The organism is Dyella sp. 01N36 (assembly GCF_056399745.1).
Genome location: NZ_JBFTRY010000001.1, coordinates 1 through 20508, shown reverse-complemented (window position 1 = coordinate 20508; position 20508 = coordinate 1). Strand labels below are relative to the sequence as shown.

The window sequence follows — 20508 nt, the reverse complement described above, 5'->3', positions numbered from 1 at the left end:
CCAGCTGGAATATATTGGACACGCCCTCATGCCCGCCCCCTCCGGCTCCACGCCCGGCGAAGTAAAGAAAGATCCCACCGCCCCCAGCTCGCGCCGCTCCAAGGCGGGCAAGATTCTGCTGCCCGTCGCCATCGTCCTGGCCGTCATGGGGGTGCTGGCCCTGGGCTACTGGTGGGTGGTCGGCCGCTATATGCAGAGCACCGACGATGCCTACCTGCGCGCCGACAGCATGACCGTGGCGCCCAAAGTCAGCGGCTATGTCACCGATGTCTACGTGGGCGACAACGCCACGGTGAAGGCCGGTGATCCACTGGTGCGCCTGGATGGACGCCAGTACCGCGCGGCGCTCGACCAGGCCCAGGCCACGGTCGATGCGCGCCAGGCGGATATCCAGCGGGCGCAGGCCGCCATCCTGCAGCAGCGCGCCGCGATCGAGCAGGCCAGGGCCCAGCAGCTGACCGCCCAGATCAGCAGCCGCCACGCCGACGACGAAGTGCGCCGCTACGGCCCGCTGGCCACCACCGGCGCCGAGAGCAGCGACCAACTGTCCGTGCTCACCAGCAACCGCGACCAGGCCAGGGCGACCCTGGCGGCCGACACCGCTGCGCTCGACCAGGCACAGGCAAAGATCGCCGATCTCAACGCACAGATCGCCCAGGCTCGTGCGCAACTCGAAGCCGCCCAGGCCTCGGCACGACAGTCGAAGCTCGATCTGGACGACACCTTGATCCGCAGTTCGTTGCCAGGGCGCGTGGGTGATCGCACGGTGCGCGTGGGTCAGTACGCGCAGCCCGGCACGCGGATGATGACGGTGGTGCCGATCGAAGGCGTTTATCTCACCGCCAATTTCAAGGAGACGCAGATCGGCCAGATGCGCGCGGGCCAGCACGCCAGCGTGCGAGTCGATGCGCTGCCCGATACCGAGCTGCAAGGCGTGGTCGAGAGCTTTGCGCCGGGCACCGGCGCGGAATTCGCCCTGCTGCCGCCCGAGAACGCCACCGGCAACTTCACCAAGATCGTGCAGCGCGTGCCGGTACGCATCCGCCTGGAAGCCGACGAGCAAACCCGCAAGCTGCTGGTGCCGGGCTTGTCGGTGACGGTGAAGGTGGACACGCGTCAGGCGCACGAGGACGGCAAGGTCGCGTCCGCAGAACGCCGTCATGGCTGAGGCAGCCGCCCAGCCTGCCGCGCATCCTGAGCGTGCCAGCGTCGCGGACTGGATTGCCGTTGCGGCCGGCTCGCTGGGCGCGTTGATGGCGACGCTCGACATCTCCATCACCAACTCGGCCCTGCCGCAGATTCAGGGTGAAATCGGCGCCACCGGCACCGAGGGCACCTGGATCTCCACCGGCTATCTGATGTCGGAGATCGTGATCATCCCGCTCGCCGCGTGGCTGACCCGCGTATTCGGCCTGCGCAACTTCCTGCTCGGTTGCGMGGTGTTGTTCATCCTGTTTTCGATGATGTGCGGCATCTCGACCACGCTGATGGCGATGATCATCGGCCGCATCGGCCAGGGCCTGACCGGCGGCGCGATGATCCCCACTGCGCAAACCATCATCCGCAGCCGCCTGCCGATGTCGCAGCTGCCGATCGGCATGACGGCCTTCGGCCTGATCGTCCTGCTCGGCCCGCTGCTGGGCCCGGTTCTCGGCGGCTGGTTGACGGAGAACATCAGCTGGAGCTGGTGCTTCTTCATCAACCTGCCGGTATGCATCGGCCTGATCGTCCTGCTGCTCGTCGGCCTGCCGTCGGACAAGCCGCACTGGGAGGCCTTGCGAAAGGCCGATTGGCTGGGCGTGTTCGGACTGGCGATCGGACTGAGCTCGCTGACCGTGGTACTGGAAGAAGGCCAGCGCGAGCGCTGGTTCGAGTCCAGCATGATCATCTGGCTCAGCCTGCTGTCGTTTGCCGGCATGGTCTTGATCGCGATATCGCAGTTCACCGCCGCCAAGCCCGTGATGCGCCTGAGCCTGCTGAAGAACCCGCGCTACGCCAGCGTGATCTTCATCGTGCTGGTGGTGGGCGCGGCCTTGTACGGCGTGATCTATGTGATTCCGCAATTCCTTGGCCTGATCGCGGGCTACAACGCCGAACAGTCGGGCTGGGTCATGCTGGTATCGGGCGTGCCCGCCTTCATGATGATGCCGATACTGCCGCGCCTGCTGGGCAAAGTGGATTTTCGCATCCTGGTGATCACCGGCCTGCTGTGCTTCGTGGGCAGTTGCATGCTCGACATCCACCTGACGGCCCAGTCCGTCGGCGATGACTTCTTCTGGTCGCAGCTGGTGCGCGGCGCCGGCCAGATGCTGGCGATGATGCCGTTGAACCAGGCTTCGATGGCCGCGGTGTCGCGCGAGGAATCAGGCGATGCGGCCGGCATCTACAACATGGCGCGCAACCTGGGCGGCTCGATCGGCCTGGCCATCATCGGCACCGTCATCGACCGGCGCAACACCTTTCATGTGGCGACTATCCGCGAATCGCTATCGGCTAATTCCGTGCTCGGTCAGGATCGTATGGCCGCCAATGCAGCGAGCTGGTTCGCGCAAACCGGCGACATGGCCTACTCGAAGATGCGTGCGCTGGCTCAACTGGCCCAGCAGATCCAGCAGCAGGCCCTGGTGATGACGTACTCGGAAATCTTCTATGTGCTGGGCATCGCCCTGCTCTGCTGTGTACCGCTCGCCTTGCTGCTGAAGACACCCCGCTACCACGCGCCGGCAGCCACGGGCCACTAAGGATGTTTGTGATGACTACGCTTCCATCGCGCGCGCCGCGCTCCCTGCTGCTGGCGCTGCTTGCCTCGATCACCGCACTTTCGGGCTGCATGGTCGGCCCCGACTATCGCGGCGCCCCCGATGTGCCCGGCAGCCACGGCAATGCTTTTGTACGCGCGCCAACGACAGGTCTCACCGCGACACCTGCGCCTAGCCAGTGGTGGACCACGCTCAACGATCCGCAGCTCAATGCGCTGATCGACGCAGCACTGGCACACAACCCCAACCTGCAGGCGGCACAGGCGCGCCTGCGTCAGTCGCGCGAGCAACTGCTGCAACAACGCACGAAAGCCCTGCCCAACCTGTCGGTGGACGCGGCAGCCGTGCGCGTGCGCGAGCCGGATCTGTCGCTGCTGCAGTCGTCCAACAACAACGCGCAAAGCGGCCAGCGCACGAACACCTCCAGTGGGCGTGGTCCGCTGCAGTTGTATACGGCCGCGTTCGATGCCTCCTGGGAGCTGGACCTGTTTGGCGGCGTGCGACGCGCCACCGAGTCCTCATCGGCGCAGGCCCAGGCCGTCGAGGCGGACTTCGCCGATACCCAGGTGTCGTTGGCCGCCGAAGTGGCGCAGGCCTATATCGGCTTGCGCGATCAGCAGCAGCGCCTGGTGTTGGCGAATCAGTCGACCGATCTCGCGCAGAAGACGCTAGAACTGGTGCAGCAACGCCGTGCACGCGGCGTCGCCGCCGATGCGGACGTCGAGCGGCAAACCACCCAGGTTGAAAACACGCGCGCGACCCTGATTCCGCTGGACGAGCAGATCACCGAATCGCTCGATCAATTGGCGGTGCTCACCGGCCAGGCGCCGGGGGCGCTCGACCAGGAACTGTCGAAGCCGACCGCACTCCCGATCTTGCCGGCTGCGGTACCCATCGATGATCCGGCAAGCCTGCTGCGACAGCGCCCGGATATCCGCGCTGCCGAGCGTCGACTGGCCTCGAGCAACGCGCAGATCGGCCAGCACACTGCCGATCTGTTTCCCAAGGTGACCTTGATGGGCTTCCTCGGCACCACCGGCGTAAACCCTGCCGACCTTGCGAAGAAGAGCGCCCTCACCTGGCTGGGCGTGCCTTACCTGCAGTGGAATGTGTTCGATTTCGGCCGCACCCACAGCAGCATCCGCCAAGCCGAGGCCGGCCGCGATGAAGCCGTCGCCACTTATACGCAGACCGTGCTCGCCGCGCTGCAGGACGCCAACAACGCCCTGTCCCGCTACGGTCACCAGCGCGACAGCGTGGCGCGCATGCAGCAGATCGAGGCATCGGCCAATCGCTCCGAGCGCTTGATGCATCAGCGCTACGGCGCGGGCGCATCCTCGCTGATCGACCTGATGGATACCCAGCGTACGCAGTTCACTGCACAACAAAACCTGATCGAAGGACAGGCCGATCTGCTCAGGGACTTTGTGTCATTGCAGAAGAGTCTTGGGTTGGGTTGGCAATAAGCACGACAGTGATGTACCACCAGGCTATCGACGCCGCGCTCACGCATAAGTGTCGAGCCAAACGCTCACAAAAGTCCTGCACTCGCGTCACGCGGCGCCCTGGAACATGCAGCCTTGTTCTGCACGACGCAGGTGCTGCCCATGTCAAGCAAAGATCGAAAAGACGTTCCTCATCCGCACGACCATCAGCCTGCACAAGTGGAAACGCCGGCTGAGCGGGAGGCTCGCAAGAAGAAGGAATCGGAGAACCATGAGGAAGCGCTGGAAGAAACTTTTCCGGCCAGTGACCCGGTGTCTCCGTTCATTCCGGCCAAGCCGCCGAAGGACGACTGAGAACAACTCACGCGCGGCCACGCACGAGGCGTCGCTGTCGTGACGCTGACGCCCTTCACCGAACGCCGGCCTCGCACTCTCCACCACGTCACAGATGCGGGCTCACGATGCCTTGAATGATCGGAGCAACCACATGAGTGCCGAGGGCGACGAGGTCATCCTGGAGCCGCTGGCAGACGGCGGCGCGCCAGCATCCAAGAGCGGCAAATCCCAGGCGTGGTGGCAACGCCTGAGTGCAGGCTTTGTGACCGGCGCAGCAGACGACGACCCCAGCGGCGTCGCCACCTACTCGCAAGTCGGCGCGCGATTTGGCTACGCGCTGCTGTGGATCGTGTTTCTGACCATACCGCTGATGATCGCGATACAGATGATCAGCGCTCGCGTAGGTCGCGTGACGGGTCGCGGCCTGGCGGACAACCTGTCACGCAATTTTCCACGCTCCGCGGTGTGGTCGCTGGTGTCTCTGTTGATCGTCGCCAATGTGATCAATATCGCAGCGGACATCGCCGCGATGGGCGCTGCCTTGCAGTTGCTTGTCGGCGGCTCCGCGGTCGCGTTCGGCGTTGTCCTGGCGTTGATCTCGACGGGCTTGCAGGTGTTTGTTCCCTTCGCGAAATATTCGCCCTACCTCAAGCTGCTGGCCTTGAGTCTGTTTTCCTATGTGGCGACGGCCTTCGTGGTCAAGGTGCCGTGGGGCGAAGTGCTCAAGTCCACCCTGCTTCCGCACCTGCAATGGAACGTGGCGTATCTCACGGCAATTGTCGCGGTGCTTGGCACCACCATCAGTCCTTACCTGTTTTGCTGGCAGGCAGCGCAGGAGGTGGAGGAAATACGCGAGAGCGATGAGCGCGAGCCACTGAAGCACGCCGACGCGCAAGCGCCCGACGCGCTCAAGCGCATCGCCATCGATACCAGCGTTGGAATGATTTTCTCGAATCTGGTGGCGTTCTTCATGATCGTCACCGCGGCGGCGGTGCTGCATGCGCACGGCAAGACCGATATCCAGTCGACCGCTGAAGCCGCGCAGGCATTGAAGCCTGCCGCGGGCCGATTCGCCTTCTCGCTGTTTTCGCTGGGCATCATCAGCACCGGCATGCTGGCGGTTCCCGTGCTGGCCGGCGCGACCGCGTTTGCCGTGGCGGGCGCCCTGCATGCGCCCTACGGCCTGGCGCACAAGCCCAGGGATGCCAAGGTGTTCTACGGCGTCCTGGTCGCCGCCATGGCGGGCGGCGTCGCTTTGATCTTCACCCCGATCGATCCGATCAAGGCGCTGTACTGGAGCGCTGTCGTCAATGGCGTATGCGCCGTGCCCTTGATGGCGGCGATCATGATCGTCGCCAGCCGCGGGCAGACCATGGGCAACCATGTGGTGAGCGGCTGGCTGCGGCGCTTCGGTTGGTTGGCGACGGTGGTGATGGGAGTGGCCGCGATCGTGATGTTTGCCACGCTGGGCAAGAGCTAGCGGACGCTCGTCAGCTTACTTGCGTTCGTCAGCAAACAGGTGAGCGCTCATGTAATCGAGGAACACCCGCAGCCGCGGTGAAATATGCCGGTGCGACGGCCAGACGGCGCGAAAGACGTTCTGATACTCCAGCTGCCCGGACAGCACCGGCTTAAGCAGACCAGCCTCGATGGCTGCAGTCACCGAGAAATCCGGCACGCAGGCAATGCCGCCACCTTCGATGGCCAGTTCGAGCATGGGCGCGATGGTGCTTGCCGACACGGCCACCGGCACGACAACGTCCAGGCCCTTGTCCGATTGACGGAACGGCCAGCGCTCGAGCTTGCCGGTGGATGGAAAGCGATGATGGATGCAAGCATGCCCGGCGAGATCGCCAGGCATCTTCGGCACGCCCGCACGCTCAAGGTAAGAAGGTGAAGCCACCAGCACCAGGTGATAGACGCCAAGCCGGCGCGAGATCAGTCGCGAATCCACGCCCTCCCCAGTGCGGATGGCTACGTCGAATCCTTCGTTGACAATATCGACGAGGCGGTCGCTGTAATCGAGATCCAGCTCGATTTCCGGATACATGGCCATGAATCCGGCCAGCACCTTGCCGAACAGGCCGCTCAGATACGGCAGGCTCACTCTCAGCTTGCCACGGGGCGAGGCCTGGTTGCCGGCGAGTTCGCGTTCGACGCTGTCGATCTCCGACAACACGCGGCGGCAGCTTTCAAGGAAGACTTCGCCATCGGGCGTCAAGGAAATGCTGCGTGTGCTGCGGTGAAACAGCCGGACGCCCAGGCTGGCCTCCAGCCTCGCCACGGTCTTGCCCACCGCCGATGCGGTCAGGCCAAGCACACGAGCCGCCTGGGTGAAACTGCGCGTTTCCGCCGCCTGCACATAGGTTGCCAAAGCGCTCAGGCTGTCGAGCGAATCCGTGTCTGCTTTGGTGGATGTGGCCATGGCAGGAGCACTTGGCATGGATGCTTCACCCTAGGGATGCGCTGATCTATGCCGCGTGAGCGGCATCCGGGTATCCGAGGCCGGCCTGACCGGCCCCGGTGCGATAGATCAGGCCGCCGCCAACTCGGCGTGGGCCGGATAGTCGGTATATCCGGCGGCATCGCCACCATAGAAGGTGTCGCGATCGTAGCGGTTCAAGGGCAGTCCCTTGGCCAGGCGCAACGGCAGATCGGGATTGGCGATGAAGTCGCGGCCAAACGCGACCAGATCCGCGCTGCCTTCCTGCAGGATCGCCTCGGCCGATTCGCCGTTGAAGCCACCGGCCGCGATGATCGAGCCTTTGAAATGACGGCGGATCAATCGCGCAGCCACGGGATTCTGATCGCGGCTGTCGTCCACCGTGTTGCCGTTGACGCGCGGTTCGATCAAATGAAGATAGGCAACGCCAAGCTTGTCGAGCTCACTCGCTACATGGCTGAAAAGTGCGACCGGGTCGCTGTCGTGCATGTCGCCAAAGCGACCGCTGGGCCCCAGGCGCACGGCGACGCGGTCGCGGCCCCACACGGCAATTGCTTCGCGCGTGATGTCCAGCAGGAACCGGGCGCGCCTGGCCACGCTGCCGCCGTAGCTGTCCGTGCGCTTGTTCGATCCATCCTGCAGGAACTGGTCGATCAGGTATCCGTTGGCGCCGTGGATTTCCACGCCGTCGAAGCCGGCCTTGAGGCCACGCTCGGCGGCATGGCGAAATTGCACGACCATGTCGCGCACTTCGTCTTCGCGCAACGCGCGGTGCGGCGAACTCGGCACCCAACCCTGGGCGGTATACGCCACGCCTTCATAGGGGACGACGGAAGCCGTCACCGGCGCGCCGCCTTCGGGCTGCAGGTCGGCGTGCGACTGGCGGCCGGCATGGAACAGCTGCAAAAAGATCAGGCCGCCCTTGGCATGCACGGCATCGGTGATGCGCTTCCAGCCCGGGATCTGCGCGTCGGAATAAAGTCCCGGCGAACCCAGGTAACCGCCGCCGTTGGGCGCCACCACGGTCGCCTCGGACACCAGCAGGCCACCCTGGGAGGCACGCTGGGCGTAGTACTCGCGCATCAGCTCGCCAGGCCGATCGCCCGGCTGCTCGGCACGCATGCGGGTTAACGGAGCCATCACGACGCGATGACGCACGGCGTAGCGACCGATCTTCGTGGATTCAAACAGTTTCTTGCTCATGGGAAGGACCACCTGTGGAAGACGCCAGCACTGGCGAGTCATCAGATGGGTGTCCCCATGGCGGACTGTAGGTCCGCGTTGGTCCGAACACTCAGGAACAAATTTCCGCAGTCACCAGCCGCCTGTACGGCAGGCATGGGCTAAAGACCATGTTTTGCCCCGATTGCCCTGCCCGATGGGTCAGCCGCGATCGCCGAACAGGATGGCGAGCAGGAAGGCTTCAACGAGATGTTGCATGCCTTGCGACACCAGCGCATCGGCCGTATCGCCGCCCAGTTCGGCAATAGGCGTCTGGTGCCACCACTCCGAGATGCGTATCTCGTCGGGCTCGATCATCAGCGCCAACTGGAGGAGCTGGTATTGCCCCACGCGGTCGATGACACGCGAGTTGCCGCTGGGCTTGCTCCAGCGGATAGGCACCGGTATGGGATTGAACGATGAGCGTGGCTTGACCAGATACATAGTCATTCACCGCTGCGCTTGCACGTCGGCCCCGACGGATTGCCGGCCAACCGAAGGTGAATGTAAGTCGATCCAGCACGCCCGTCGATTGTACCTGGGTATCATTTTTCCCGGGAAAAAAGCCTTGAAAAGCGCTGCATCGACAGCCTTCCGTCGAAGCGCGACTGCTCGGTGGCGACTGGCGATCTGCCTTCGCGTTGCCGATCAAGAAGCGTTTCACTCTTGATACAGTGAAAATAATCACATTGAAAACGCATGGAACGCAGCGTAGAACCGACGTTGCAGGCGATTGATGTCGTGCTCATCAACTTGAAGCCGCCGTCGATTGCCTGCGTGAGCCACGTGCGGATCCGTGCAGGTTGCGGCCCCATGTCATCTTGAACCGCGCGACAGGGGCGCCTCTGCCATCGGAGATCACGATGCGCCCGCCCCATGCACCGGACCGGGACTCCGCGCACCCTCCTATCCCGTCTGCCACGCCCGTGATCTTCGTCGTCGACGACGACTTGTCCGTGCGCGAAGCGCTCGAGGCGATGATTCGCCTGGAAGGCTGGCAAGTGGAGACGTTCGCGTCCGCCCAGGCCTTTCTGGCGCGCCCTCGCGTGTTCGCGCCAAGCTGCCTGATCCTCGACATATCGTTGCCGGATCTCGACGGGCTGGATGTGCAGGACGCCATCGGCCATGACCGCATCGACATGCCGATCATCTTCATCACCGGATTCGGGGACGTTCCCACGACGGTGCGCGCGATGAAAGCGGGCGCAGCGGAATTCCTCACCAAGCCGTTCGACAACGAAGTGATGCTGGAGGCGATCCGCCAGGCCATCGCGCACAGCCGCGCCACGCTCGAGCAGGAGCTCGACATCCTGGTACTCGAGCAGCGCCGGGCATCGTTGAGCCGGCGCGAACGGGAGGTGATGGCGCTGGTCGTGGTGGGCTTGCTCAACAAGCAGATTGCCGCTGAACTGGGCATCAGCGAGATCACCGTCAAAGCCCATCGCGGCCAGGTGATGCGCAAGATGATGGCCGGCTCGCTGGCCGAGCTGGTGCGCATGGATGCCAGGCTTCAGCAGGCGCATGCGGCAAGGGAAGCCCACGACCACAGCCGGTGATCGACCATCGACTTACCCTGCCGATCGTCGATCACACGCAGTGATCGTCACACCGGTGGACCAAACAGCTTGTGCGCAATGCGCCACCGGTCATCACAACGCAGCAGCGACAGCACGTTGTAGTAGTGGTTGCCGAGAAAACGCAGCTCCGCCGTCACCGTGGCCATGTCGCCAAGCACGTGGATGGACAGCACGCTCATGGTGAACGCTTCGCCTGCCGCGCGCGGGCTTTGACGAGAGCCCACAGCCTCCACGTATTGACTGGCCGTGCGCGAGCGGAAGCTGCCCGTCACCAGGTCCTCGACACGCGCATCGGGCAGGAACACCTCGCGCAAGGTTTGCGTGTCGCCCTCATAGATGCTGCGCAGGTATCGGTTGGCCAGTTCGAGTACTGCCTGATCGTGGGTCATGCGCGTTGCCTTATCCGACCTTGGTGTCCAGGCGCGAACCGGTCACGGTGCGCACCCGCGAGATCAGCTGCTGCGCGTCGATATACCCTGGCGCGACGCTATAAAGTCTATCGCCATCTTCCAGCAGCAAGGATGGAAAACTGGAGATGCCCCAGCGACGCGCCTGCAGGAAATCCTCCTGTGTTGCCGTCACGGCCTCGGCCGATTGCCAGGCGGCGAGAAAATCCCCCGGCGTGGTTGCAAAACCCAGCGCGCCCATGACGGCAGATGCCACCTCGGCGAGCACCTCGCCCTTGGTGATATCGCGCCCGTCGACATAGAACGCACGCTGGATGCCGCGCAGCACCTCGAGCTGATCGATCGCAGGCGCCAGTCGTCGTGCGGTGACCACGGCGCGGCACGCCGGCTCGGTGTCGTAGACCAGATGGTCGTTGGCGAGGAAGGCTTCGCGATTGAATGGCAGGCCGCTGGCCGCTTCCACGCGCGACCAGTGCTCAAGCCGTGCGACGCGCTGCTGCCTCGGCATCACGGCGGTTTCACCGGGGCGCAGGCCGCCAACGACCACCTCCAGCTCGAGGCCCGGGATGGCCTCGCGCAACGCCGTGACCTCTTTGCCAAAGCCATAGCACCAGGAACACATGGGATCGGCGACCAGGACGAGTTTCATGTTTGCTGCCTCGAATGCTTGACAATGCGTCCACTGTATTCCTGCGTTCCATAGCCATAAATGTGGTTCAATGCATTTCAGTTGATACGTGGCGTAATGAATCATGCGTCGCCAATTTGATGATGTGCTGCTGGGTAGCATCGAGTTGTTCTGCCTGGCTGGTGAACTCGGCAGCTTTACCGCCGCCGCTGCTGCGGCTGGTGTGACGCCCGCCGCGGTCAGTCGCTCGGTGGCCCGGCTCGAAGAGCGCATGGGCGTGCGGCTGTTCGTGCGCACCACCCGACAGATCCGCCTGACCGACGTCGGTCGCGCCTATTTCGAAGAGTGCCGGCAGGCGCTCGCCCAGCTGATCGAAGCCGAACGCATGGCCACTGGCCAGCAGCTGCGCCCCGTCGGAACGCTGCGGATCAGCGTGCCGACCACCTACGCCCACTACCGGCTGCTGCCGCTGCTGCCCGCGTTTCGCGAACAACATCCGGAAGTGCAGCTGGAAGTGCAKGTAAGCAATCGCAACGTCGATTTTTCCGAAGAGGGTTACGACCTGGCCATCCGCGTGCGCGCACCCGCCGACTCGACCTTGATTGCCCGCCACCTCGAAGATGCCGAACTCGTCGTCGTGGCGTCGCCCGATTACCTGGCCGCGCGCGGCACGCCTGCCGTGCTGGACGACCTCAACCGGCACGAATGCATCCAGTTCGATCTGCCCAGCAGCGGTCGGCGCATTCCATGGTTGTTCCGGGATCAGGGCAAGGATGTCGAGATCGCCGGCGATGGCGGCTATGTCTTGTCCGAAGATGTGCTCGGCGGCGTCACGCTTGCGCGTCACGGTGCCGGCCTGTTTCAGACTTACCGCTTCATCGTGGAAGACGACTTGCGTGATGGCCGCCTGGTGGCGGTGCTCCCGGCTTTCGGTGGACGATCGCGACCCTTCAGCCTGCTTTACCCGCATGGCCGTCACCTGCCCTTGCGCGTGCGCAGCTTCATCGATTTCCTGGTGCAGCAGGTTGCCTGAGCACCCCGCGGGCTTGTTACCCCAGGTATCAATAGAAGTGTTTCACAGCGCGTTTATGCACGCCATTGCATGACCTACCATCAGCGGCTGCCCCAGCCACCGTCGACGAGCACCCCATGATCGATCTCTACACCTGGAAAACACCGAACGGCCGCAAGCCGGTCATCGCACTGGAAGAACTGCAGCTGGAGTATCGGGTGCATGCGGTGGATATCGGCAACGACGCGCAGTTCCTGCCCGACTTCGTCGCGATATCGCCCAACAGCAAGATACCGGCGATGGTCGATCGCGAGAATGGCCTGACGCTGTTCGAGAGCGGCGCCATCCTCCAGTACCTCGCCGACAAGACCGGCAAGCTGCTGCCCACCGGCGGTTCAGCGCGCTACACCGCCTTGCAGTGGTTGAACTGGCAGGTCGGTGGTGTAGGACCGATGTTCGGCCAGCTTGGTTTCTTCGCCAACCGCGCGAAGGAGAGGATTCCGCTGGCGATCGATCGCTACCTCACCGAATCCAATCGCCTGCTCGATGTGCTCGAACAACGCCTGTCGCAGTCGGCGTATGCGGGCGGCAACGAGTACGGCATCGCTGATATCGCGATCTATCCGTGGGTGGCGGCCGTGATTACTGCCAACCCGAGCCTGCTGGGCGATGCCCGCGCCAGGCGCCCGGCCGTGGATCGCTGGATGACGCAGCTTGCCGCGCGTCCCGCGGTGATCAAGGGCATGAACGTTTTGCAGGACGCCTGACGCGGGAAGCACACGGTAGGTGCGGATGCCCGGATCACTTATCATGGGCGGATGCTCAATCCCGCCGATCTGCCCGTATCGACGCTCCTGACTGAAGTCAGCCGCGATGGTTTCGCCTTTGCGGCATCCGACCGCATGCAGCCGCTGCTGACTGCAGTAGGCGCGTTGTCGGACTGGCCGGCCTTCGTGGACAGCTGGAACCAGCTGGAACCGGACCCCTACCTGGCCGCGAAGGGACGCTTCCGCCGCCGTCGGCACGCGACGTTCTCTGCCACGGCACAGGGCGTCAGACCGGAAGCGCATCAAGCGCATTTTCAGGCGCTGCAGTACAACGCGCTGCAGGGCGATATCGAACGATGGTTCGAGCCGGTCGTTCCCTCGATCGTCGCGGGCGCCAGCATGCGTTGCATTCTCGACTTCTGCCATGCGTTTTTCGGCTCGCTCGCACCAGCTGTGCCTCGTTGGCATATCGAAGTGCATCAATTCCGCATCGAGGCCACCCGCGATGCCGCGGGTGAGCCCACGCCGGAGGGCAGTCATCGCGATGGCGTCGACTATGTCTTGGTGCTGCTGATCGATCGCCACAATATCGCCAGCGGCACCACCACCATCCATGCGCCGGATGGGCGTTTGCTTGGCGACTTCACCCTCACCCATCCGCTGGACGCGGCGTTGATCCACGACCCCAGCGTTTTCCACGGCGTGACACCGGTGCGACCGCTGGTGGCTGACGAAGCCGCGCATCGCGATGTAATGGTGGTGACGTTCAGGGCATCCGCTTGAGCGACTAGCGTTTGCGTAGTGGCAGCTCGACGCCCGCTGGCTGCTGCGCGCGATAGATCAGATACGACAACGTCCAGGCCAGGGCGAACATGCCGATCACGGCAAAGCCGAGGCTGTCGGTGTGGTCGTTGAGTGCGCCGATGATCTTCCACGCCGCGCCCTGCCAGCGAAACGTTTCGCCCAGCCATCCCATCGCCTCGGTGCCCGCCACGATGATCGCGACCAGGGCGGAGACCAGGGTGATGGTCATGTTGTAGTAGAGCTTGCGCAGGGGCCGCACAAATGCCCAGTCATACGCGCCCAGCATCACCACGCCATCGGTGGTGTCGATCAGGGACATGCCGGCGGCAAACAAAGCGGGCAATACGAGGATCGCCATGATGGACACGCCCTTGACCGTCTCCTGCGCGGACACCGTGAACATCGCTATTTCGGTTGAGGTATCCAACCCCAGTCCAAACAGCAGCCCGAGCAGAAACATGTGATGGCTGCGCGCCACCAGGCGAAACAGCGGCCGAAAAATACGGGCCAGAAAGCCACGTTGATGCAGCAGCCGATCGAGGTCCTCCTCGATATATACGCCGCCGTTGCGATATTGCCGATAGCTCTTGTGGATCGACAGGAAGATGGCGAGATTCATTACCGCGATGGCGAGCAGGAAGGCCACCGACACCGACGTGCCAATCGCCGCGCCCAGGTTGCGCAGATGCTGGAACACCGCCAGGGAACGCGTCGCGCAGGCCACGCACACTGTGACCAGCACCACGATGGTCGAATGCCCCATCGCAAACCAGAAACCCACCGACACCGGGCGTTGTCCCGCCTGCATMAGCTTGCGCGTGACRTTGTCGATGGCKGCGATATGGTCGGCATCGAYGGCGTGACGAAGGCCAAGGCCATAGACCAGCAAGGCCACGCCAAGCAACGACGGTCTCGCATGCAGGGCGGCAATCGCCCAGATCCACGCACCTACATTGAAGACAATCAGCACGGCATAGATGAAATGCAGCTTCTTGCGAATGCCGATACCCTGGGCGTGTGCGACGCCTGGTCGGAGAGTCTCGGGGAGATGTCGGCATGGGCTGTGCGCGGAGTGCATCGCCCTACTAGAGCTGCCCCTGACATCCACCGCAACCCATACTTCCGCATAATTGCTTGCCCTGCGCACGCAGCGCAGCATCCAGTGGTTCGTTTGCGTGCGTGCGATACGCCCTGATGTCGTCATGAAGACGCATGCGCCTGATGAATCGGCGCGGCCAGCGCCATGCATCCCTCCATCACGCACAGGCGGTCAATCATGTCGCACCACTATCCCGGCCCGGACTTCGGGTTTCCCCATGGCGATGCCCGCCTCAATCTCACCGACCTGTATGCCTTCCCCAAACCAGGAAGCTCGGACAAGTCCATCCTGGTGATGAACGTGCATCCGTCGGTAGGCGTGAATCCCGAAGGACCCACCACCAACGAGCCTTTCTCGGCGGATGCGATCTATGAACTGAAGATCGATACCGACGGCGATGCCGTCGCCAATATCTCGTACCAGGTGCGCTTCTTCTCCAGCAAAGGCTGGGCCCTGGCCGCCACGTTGCGCCGACTTGAGGGCGCGCAGGCTGCGGGCATCGGCGACAGCGGCACGCTGATCGTCGAGGAGGCGCCAGTGTCGACAGGGCCCATGGCTGTGGTGACGGAAGCTGGCGAGTACCGTTTCTTTGCCGGCTGGCGCAGCGATCCCTTCTTCTTCGACACGCGCGGCGCGCTGAACAATTTCCAGTTCACCGGCGACGACTTCTTTACCGAGGGCGATGTATGCAGCATCGTGATTGAAGTGCCCAACACCGCACTCGGCACGGGCCAGCTGGGCCTGTGGCATCGCACGCTCAATCGGGTGGATGGACATTGGGTGCAAGCCGATCGTGCAGCGCGCCCATCGCAGGAAGTCTTTCTCGCGGGCGATCAGAAGAGTCTCTATCTCGCCAGCGAACCGGCCGAGGACGCCCGCTTCATTCCCACCTTTGCGCACTCGCTGGAACACACCGGTGGCTACACCCCGGAAGAGGCCAAACGTGTAGCGAGCTCGTTGCTGCCGGACATCCTTCGCTACGATCCCGAACAACCGGCGTCCTACCCCCGCAACGGGAGAGGCCTGACCGACGATGTGATGGATGTGTTCCTGCCGCTGATCACCAACGGCAAGGTGCCGGGCGACAAGGTGGGACCGCACAAGGATCTGCTCAGCGAGTTTCCCTATCTTGGCCCGCCGCACAAGGTACGCACCGAGGCATAGAGCGGATATCTATAGCCCGTCGACGGCTACTGCGGCCTGGGCAACGTTGTCTTCGCCCATATCGCGCAGCTGTTCGCCATAGTGCCTCGGAGAAAGACCGACCACGCGTTTGAACGCATGACTGAACGCACTCTCCGAGGCATAGCCCAGCGTTTGCGCCAGCGCCGCCACCGGCGCATCGCCGCGACGCAGCGCCTGCTCGGCCAGTCGCATGCGCCAGCGCGTGAGATACGAAAGCGGCGCTTCGCCGGCCACCGCCTTGAAGTGCGTCGCAAAGCTGGTGCGCGACATGGCCGAGGCACGCGCGAGCTGATCCAGTCGCCAGGCGCGCCCGGGTTCGCCGTGGATCAATCGCAGAGCCGGCGCGAGACGTGCGTCCGTCGCCGCCCGCAACCAGCCGGCACGCAACGCGCCGCCTGCCGCCAGATGCGCACGCAAGACCTGGATAAACAGCAGATAGCCCAGCTGCATGGTGGCCAGGCCCGAGCCCGGCAAGTCGGCGCGCTCGCGCAGCAACTGATCGAGGATCCAGCGCAAGGCCTGTGCCTCCGGCGCCGAGCCATGCACATGGATATACGGCGGCAGCACATCCGACAGCAAGGCACCGTAGGAAGGATGCAGATGCACATGGCCACCGATCTGCACCACCTCGGCCTCGTCAATATTCACCCCATCCACGGCCACCATCGGCTCGCTGCGATTTGCAAACAGCTCATGCGAGGCGCGTGGTGTTGCTGTCAAATCACTCGCCAGTACGAAGTTGCGCCTGAGGGCGAGCAAGATCACGTCGCCCGGCTCCAGCCGTAACGGACTCGCCTCGCCTTCCAGCTGCAACCAGCAGGCGCCGCGCACCGCCGCGAAGAACTTGAGCTTGCCCGGCGCAGGAAAACGAATCGCCCATGGACCCGATGCCATAAAACCGCCGGTCACCAGCGATTGCACATTCGCCAGCTTGAGCACATCGGAAAGCGGATCGTTGAGCATGCCTGAACGATTGGGCATGTATCAGGGATTTTCAAGCATTCATCGTACGAGGCGCGATGTCTAGACTAGGCGTCACCTTCACCGGAACCCTCCCCATGCCCAGCTTGCAAGCCCCCATCCATACCGGCTTTTCCGCGGCCACCACGGCGCAGGACGTGCTGGCCGGCATCGACCTTACCGGCAAGACCGCCATCGTCACCGGTGGCTACTCGGGCATCGGCACCGAGACAGCGCGCGCATTGCGCGCGGCGGGTGCGCGCGTCATCGTGCCGGCGCGCGATCTCGAAAAAGCCAAGACCGCCCTGGCCGGCCTGGACGTGGAGATCGCGACGATGGACCTGTCCGACCCATCGTCCATCGATGCGTTTGCGGCAGCCTTCGTGGCCTCCGGCTCGCCCTTGCATATCCTGATCAATAGCGCCGGCATCATGGCCTGCCCGCTGATGCGCGATGCACGCGGCTACGAGATGCAACTGGCTACCAATCACCTGGGACACTTCCAGCTGACCGCGCGCCTGTGGCCGGCGCTGGTGCGCGCGAACGGCGCCCGCGTGGTCGCGTTGTCGTCGCTGGGGCATCGATATGCGGCAATCGATTTCGACGATCCGAATTTCGAGCGTCGCGAGTACGACCGCTGGATCGCCTACGGCCAATCCAAAACGGCCAACGCGCTGTTCGCCGTGGGCCTGGATACGCGCGGTGCGCCCCACGGTGTGCGCGCCTTCTCCGTCCATCCGGGCCGCATCGTCACCGACCTGGCCCGACACATGAGCGCGGAAGAACTGCGGAAGATCGGCGCCATCGACGAACACGGCCAGGCGGTGGTCGACCTCTCGCTGGGCCTCAAGAGCGTGGCGCAAGGCGCGGCGACCAGCGTATGGGCAGCCACCAGTGCGCAACTGGATGGCCTGGGCGGCGTCTACTGCGAGGACTGCGATATTGCTGAACTTGCACCCGACACCGAGGCCACCGAGGCAGGTCAGGCGACCTTGTCGAGCGGTGTTCGCCCGTGGGCGACCGATCCCGCGGCTGCCGAACGGTTGTGGACGCTGAGCGAGCGGTCGACGGACGTGCGCATCGCATCGACGTAAGCTTTACGGCGCATCGCGTCTAATCACTCGGCTTGCTGATCCACACAGAGCGCGATCAGCACACGAGTGAATGCCATGACGACGTACCAGAGCGTTCAGGTCCAAGGCTTGAACCTCTTTTATCGCGAAGCCGGCAGCAAGAGCGCACCCGGCGTGCTCCTGCTGCACGGCTTTCCGTCGTCGTCGAGGATGTACGACAAGCTGATACCGATGCTCGCGGTGCGATACCACGTGATTGCTCCCGACTATCCGGGTTTCGGACACTCCGATGCGCCCGACCCCGCCATCTTCGCCTATACATTCGGGCATCTTGCGTCGGTCATCGAAGCGTTTACCAAGCAACTGGGCCTGCAACGCTACACGCTGTTCATGCAGGACTATGGCGGCCCGGTTGGATTTCGGCTCGCGCTTATGCATCCCGAGCGCATCCACGCGATGGTGATCCAGAATGCCGTGGCGCATGAAGAAGGCCTCGGGCCACTGTGGGCAACGCGTCGTCAATACTGGGCCGACCGACATGCCTTTGCCGACAAGTTGCGCGCGAATCTGATCTCGTTCGAGGCAGCCAGACAACGTCACCTCGGAACCGATCCCCACACCGAACTGTACGACCCGGATCTGTGGACCGACGAATCCGCCTTCCTGAACCGACCCGGCCAGGACCGCATCCAGGAAGATCTTTTCTACGATTACCGAACGAACGTGGCCTCGTATCCGCAGTGGCAGGCTTATCTCAAGGCACAGCAGCCGCCTTTGCTGGTGTTGTGGGGAAAATACGATCCGTCGTTCGTCGAACCCGGTGCCTGGGCTTACCAGAACGACGTTCCATCGGCGGAGGTCCACTTGCTGGACGCCGGCCATTTCGCGATGGATACCAAGGTGCTGCAAGTGGCCGATCTCACCCTGCAGTTTCTGGATCGCCACCGCATGCGCATGGCGCAGGCCTGAGGCTGCGTGGCGGAGCACCGGGATTGTTGCTGCTCACGGAAGACTGACTATCGATTCGTGGCTATTCGATCCTTGCGCATGGCGTCATAGAGTGGAAGGCARCTGCATGGCATTCGCGGTTATCGGTGCAAAGGACGCAGCGATGGCCGCCCCCGATGAGGTGTTTGCATGGCTCGTGATCGCGCTCGCCTGATTTCCCTGCTACTGCTGCTGCCCTATCTGGGGCTGCTCTGGGTGTCGTTCTATAACAAGGCCGAGCCCGCGCTGTTGGGCTTTCCGTTCTTCTACTGGTACCAGCTGCTATGGGTGCCGATCACGGTCATTCTGCTCTGGATCGTCTATGGGAAATCGCGTCATGACGACTGAGCCCGACTTTGTCGCCATCGGCGTCTTCACTGCACTGTTCGCACTCGTCACCGTGATGGGTTTTCTGGCCGCGCGCTGGAAGCAATCGTCCGAACCGACCAACCTGGATGAATGGGGTCTGGGCGGTCGCCGTTTCGGCACCTGGATCACCTGGTTTCTGGTCGGCGGCGATTTCTATACGGCCTATACGATTATTGCCGTGCCTGCGCTGGTCTACGCCGTCGGCGCTTACGGCTTCTTTGCCCTGCCCTATACCATCATCGTCTACCCGTTCGTGTTTGCCGTGATGCCGGTGCTGTGGCGCAACGCCAAGGCACACGGCCATATCACGGCGCCGGATGTGGTGTATGGCCGCTTCGGTTCGCGTGCGCTTGAGCTGGCGGTGGCGATCACCGCCGTCATCGCCACCATGCCGTATATCGCGTTGCAGCTGGTGGGCATGGCGACCGTGTTTRCCGCCCTGGGATTGAATGGCGAAATTCCGCTGATCATCGCGTTCGTGATACTTGCCGTTTATACCTACTCCTCCGGCATCCGCGCGCCGGCGCTGATCGCCTTCGTCAAAGACATCCTCATCTATATTGCGGTGATCGCCGCGGTGGCCGTCATTCCCAGCAAGCTGGGCGGTTATGGCGCTGTCTTCGATGCCGCCGCGCAGGCATTCAAGGACAAGGGCAGCGGCAGCATCCTGCTGGATCCGGCCCAGTTCATGCCCTATGCCTCGCTGGCACTGGGTTCGGCGCTGGCAGCCTTCATGTATCCGCACACCTTGACCGGGATCTTTGCGAGCAAGAGCGCGAACACCATCCGCAAGAACGCGATGCTCTTGCCGGCCTATACCTTGCTGCTAGGCCTGCTTGCCCTGCTCGGCTACATGGGGCATGCCGCTCATCTGAAGCTTGCCAGCAACAATGATGTCGTGCCGGCCTTGTTCAAGGCGCTGTTCCCCAGCTGGTTCGCGGGCTTTGCCTTCGCCGCCATCGGCATCGGGGCGCTGGTGCCCGCCGCGGTGATGAGCATTGGCGCGGCCAACGTGTTCACCCGCAACTTCTGGAAGGCCTATGTGAATCCGGCGGTCAGCCCGCAAGAGGAAGCGCGTGTTGCGAAGATCGCGTCGCTGGTCGTCAAGGTGGGCGCGCTGCTGGCCATCCTGTATCTGCCCACGCATTTTGCGCTGGACCTGCAATTGCTGGGTGGCATGTGGATCCTGCAGACCTTCCCTGCACTGATGTTCAGCCTGTTCGCCTCGCGTGTCGCCGCGCGCTGCCTGCTGATCGGGTGGATCGCCGGCATGGCCAGCGGCACCTGGCTGATCTGGTCGGATGGACTCAAGCCGATCCATCACTACGCGTGGGGATCGCTTTCGGTCTCGCTGTATACGGGGTTGGTGGCGCTGATCATCAATCTGCTGGCGGTGGCGATCGTGCATGCGGTCGGCAGCCTCTCGTCCAAAGCAA

The 20508-nt window shown here is 63.4% G+C and carries 22 protein-coding genes; 14 read left to right on the top strand and 8 right to left on the bottom strand.

Features of this window, described 5'->3' with window-relative positions; genetic code table 11:
• Nucleotides 1-28: 28 nt before the first annotated feature.
• The 5 genes from AC1DMG_RS00110 (at nucleotide 29) to AC1DMG_RS00090 (ending at nucleotide 6020) form a co-directional block, all read left to right on the top strand.
• The gene (locus AC1DMG_RS00110; protein WP_477175544.1) at nucleotides 29-1168 is read left to right on the top strand and encodes an HlyD family secretion protein; all 1140 of its coding nucleotides are present in this window, start codon (nucleotides 29-31) and stop codon (nucleotides 1166-1168) included.
• Nucleotides 1161-2741, top strand: coding sequence for an MDR family MFS transporter (locus AC1DMG_RS00105; protein ID WP_477180051.1), 1581 nt, complete (start codon nucleotides 1161-1163; stop codon nucleotides 2739-2741). The genes AC1DMG_RS00110 and AC1DMG_RS00105 overlap by 8 nt, the downstream gene beginning before the upstream one ends.
• 11 nt (nucleotides 2742-2752) lie before the next feature.
• Entirely contained in the window at nucleotides 2753-4225 is a 1473-nt protein-coding gene (locus AC1DMG_RS00100) for an efflux transporter outer membrane subunit (protein ID WP_477175546.1), read from the top strand.
• 141 nt (nucleotides 4226-4366) lie between these two features.
• On the top strand, nucleotides 4367-4558 hold the full coding sequence (locus AC1DMG_RS00095) for a hypothetical protein (RefSeq protein WP_441602194.1): 192 nt from the start codon (nucleotides 4367-4369) through the stop codon (nucleotides 4556-4558).
• A 133-nt stretch (nucleotides 4559-4691) separates the two neighbouring features.
• Entirely contained in the window at nucleotides 4692-6020 is a 1329-nt protein-coding gene (locus AC1DMG_RS00090) for an Nramp family divalent metal transporter (RefSeq protein ID WP_477175547.1), read from the top strand.
• A gap of 15 nt (nucleotides 6021-6035) precedes the next feature.
• On the opposite strand, the gene AC1DMG_RS00085 is transcribed toward AC1DMG_RS00090, so the two are convergent.
• From AC1DMG_RS00085 to AC1DMG_RS00070, 4 genes are all read right to left on the bottom strand, one after another.
• Nucleotides 6036-6965 carry a LysR family transcriptional regulator gene (locus AC1DMG_RS00085; RefSeq protein ID WP_477175548.1) on the bottom strand — a complete coding sequence of 310 codons (930 nt, stop codon included), beginning with the start codon at nucleotides 6963-6965 and terminating at the stop codon, nucleotides 6036-6038.
• 108 nt (nucleotides 6966-7073) lie between these two features.
• Nucleotides 7074-8186 carry an alkene reductase gene (locus AC1DMG_RS00080; protein WP_477175549.1) on the bottom strand — a complete coding sequence of 371 codons (1113 nt, stop codon included), beginning with the start codon at nucleotides 8184-8186 and terminating at the stop codon, nucleotides 7074-7076.
• A 180-nt stretch (nucleotides 8187-8366) separates the two neighbouring features.
• Nucleotides 8367-8654 (bottom strand): hypothetical protein, encoded by a 288-nt coding sequence (locus tag AC1DMG_RS00075; RefSeq protein WP_477175550.1) that lies wholly within the window; start codon nucleotides 8652-8654, stop codon nucleotides 8367-8369.
• 95 nt (nucleotides 8655-8749) lie between these two features.
• Nucleotides 8750-9019 carry a hypothetical protein gene (locus tag AC1DMG_RS00070; RefSeq protein ID WP_477175551.1) on the bottom strand — a complete coding sequence of 90 codons (270 nt, stop codon included), beginning with the start codon at nucleotides 9017-9019 and terminating at the stop codon, nucleotides 8750-8752.
• A gap of 48 nt (nucleotides 9020-9067) precedes the next feature.
• Between AC1DMG_RS00070 and AC1DMG_RS00065 the strand changes: the two genes are divergently transcribed.
• Nucleotides 9068-9760 (top strand): response regulator transcription factor, encoded by a 693-nt coding sequence (locus AC1DMG_RS00065; RefSeq protein WP_477175552.1) that lies wholly within the window; start codon nucleotides 9068-9070, stop codon nucleotides 9758-9760.
• Between the two features lie 47 nt (nucleotides 9761-9807).
• Here AC1DMG_RS00065 and AC1DMG_RS00060 read toward each other — a convergent pair whose 3' ends face one another.
• Together AC1DMG_RS00060 and AC1DMG_RS00055 are read right to left on the bottom strand one after the other, a co-directional pair.
• Nucleotides 9808-10170: a nuclear transport factor 2 family protein gene (locus AC1DMG_RS00060; RefSeq protein ID WP_477175553.1), complete on the bottom strand. Its 363-nt coding sequence runs from the start codon at nucleotides 10168-10170 to the stop codon at nucleotides 9808-9810.
• 10 nt (nucleotides 10171-10180) lie between these two features.
• Entirely contained in the window at nucleotides 10181-10837 is a 657-nt protein-coding gene (locus tag AC1DMG_RS00055; protein WP_477175554.1) for a DsbA family protein, read from the bottom strand.
• 103 nt (nucleotides 10838-10940) lie between these two features.
• Here AC1DMG_RS00055 and AC1DMG_RS00050 point away from each other — a divergent pair, with 103 nt between their 5' ends.
• From AC1DMG_RS00050 to AC1DMG_RS00040, 3 genes are all read left to right on the top strand, one after another.
• Complete coding sequence (locus AC1DMG_RS00050) at nucleotides 10941-11849, top strand: substrate binding domain-containing protein (protein WP_477180050.1); 909 nt, start codon at nucleotides 10941-10943, stop codon at nucleotides 11847-11849.
• 116 nt (nucleotides 11850-11965) lie between these two features.
• Nucleotides 11966-12595: a glutathione S-transferase N-terminal domain-containing protein gene (locus tag AC1DMG_RS00045; RefSeq protein ID WP_477175556.1), complete on the top strand. Its 630-nt coding sequence runs from the start codon at nucleotides 11966-11968 to the stop codon at nucleotides 12593-12595.
• 51 nt (nucleotides 12596-12646) lie between these two features.
• Nucleotides 12647-13378, top strand: coding sequence for a 2OG-Fe dioxygenase family protein (locus AC1DMG_RS00040; protein WP_477175557.1), 732 nt, complete (start codon nucleotides 12647-12649; stop codon nucleotides 13376-13378).
• A 4-nt stretch (nucleotides 13379-13382) separates the two neighbouring features.
• On the opposite strand, the gene AC1DMG_RS00035 is transcribed toward AC1DMG_RS00040, so the two are convergent.
• The gene (locus AC1DMG_RS00035) at nucleotides 13383-14477 is read right to left on the bottom strand and encodes a HoxN/HupN/NixA family nickel/cobalt transporter (protein WP_477180049.1); all 1095 of its coding nucleotides are present in this window, start codon (nucleotides 14475-14477) and stop codon (nucleotides 13383-13385) included.
• Between the two features lie 198 nt (nucleotides 14478-14675).
• Between AC1DMG_RS00035 and AC1DMG_RS00030 the strand changes: the two genes are divergently transcribed.
• Nucleotides 14676-15662, top strand: coding sequence for a DUF4331 family protein (locus AC1DMG_RS00030; RefSeq protein WP_477175559.1), 987 nt, complete (start codon nucleotides 14676-14678; stop codon nucleotides 15660-15662).
• A gap of 9 nt (nucleotides 15663-15671) precedes the next feature.
• On the opposite strand, the gene AC1DMG_RS00025 is transcribed toward AC1DMG_RS00030, so the two are convergent.
• Nucleotides 15672-16664, bottom strand: a complete 993-nt coding sequence (locus AC1DMG_RS00025; RefSeq protein WP_477175560.1) for an AraC family transcriptional regulator — start codon at nucleotides 16662-16664, stop codon at nucleotides 15672-15674.
• A gap of 77 nt (nucleotides 16665-16741) precedes the next feature.
• On the opposite strand from AC1DMG_RS00025, the gene AC1DMG_RS00020 reads away from it, so the two are divergent.
• The 4 genes from AC1DMG_RS00020 to mctP form a co-directional block, all read left to right on the top strand.
• On the top strand, nucleotides 16742-17737 hold the full coding sequence (locus AC1DMG_RS00020) for an oxidoreductase (RefSeq protein ID WP_441602209.1): 996 nt from the start codon (nucleotides 16742-16744) through the stop codon (nucleotides 17735-17737).
• 75 nt (nucleotides 17738-17812) lie between these two features.
• Nucleotides 17813-18685 (top strand): alpha/beta fold hydrolase, encoded by an 873-nt coding sequence (locus AC1DMG_RS00015; RefSeq protein ID WP_441602210.1) that lies wholly within the window; start codon nucleotides 17813-17815, stop codon nucleotides 18683-18685.
• A 168-nt stretch (nucleotides 18686-18853) separates the two neighbouring features.
• Complete coding sequence (locus AC1DMG_RS00010) at nucleotides 18854-19051, top strand: DUF3311 domain-containing protein (RefSeq protein WP_441602211.1); 198 nt, start codon at nucleotides 18854-18856, stop codon at nucleotides 19049-19051.
• The coding region (mctP, locus tag AC1DMG_RS00005) for a monocarboxylate uptake permease MctP (protein WP_477180048.1) at nucleotides 19041-20508 on the top strand (1468 nt) is incomplete at its 3' end. The genes AC1DMG_RS00010 and mctP, both read left to right, overlap by 11 nt.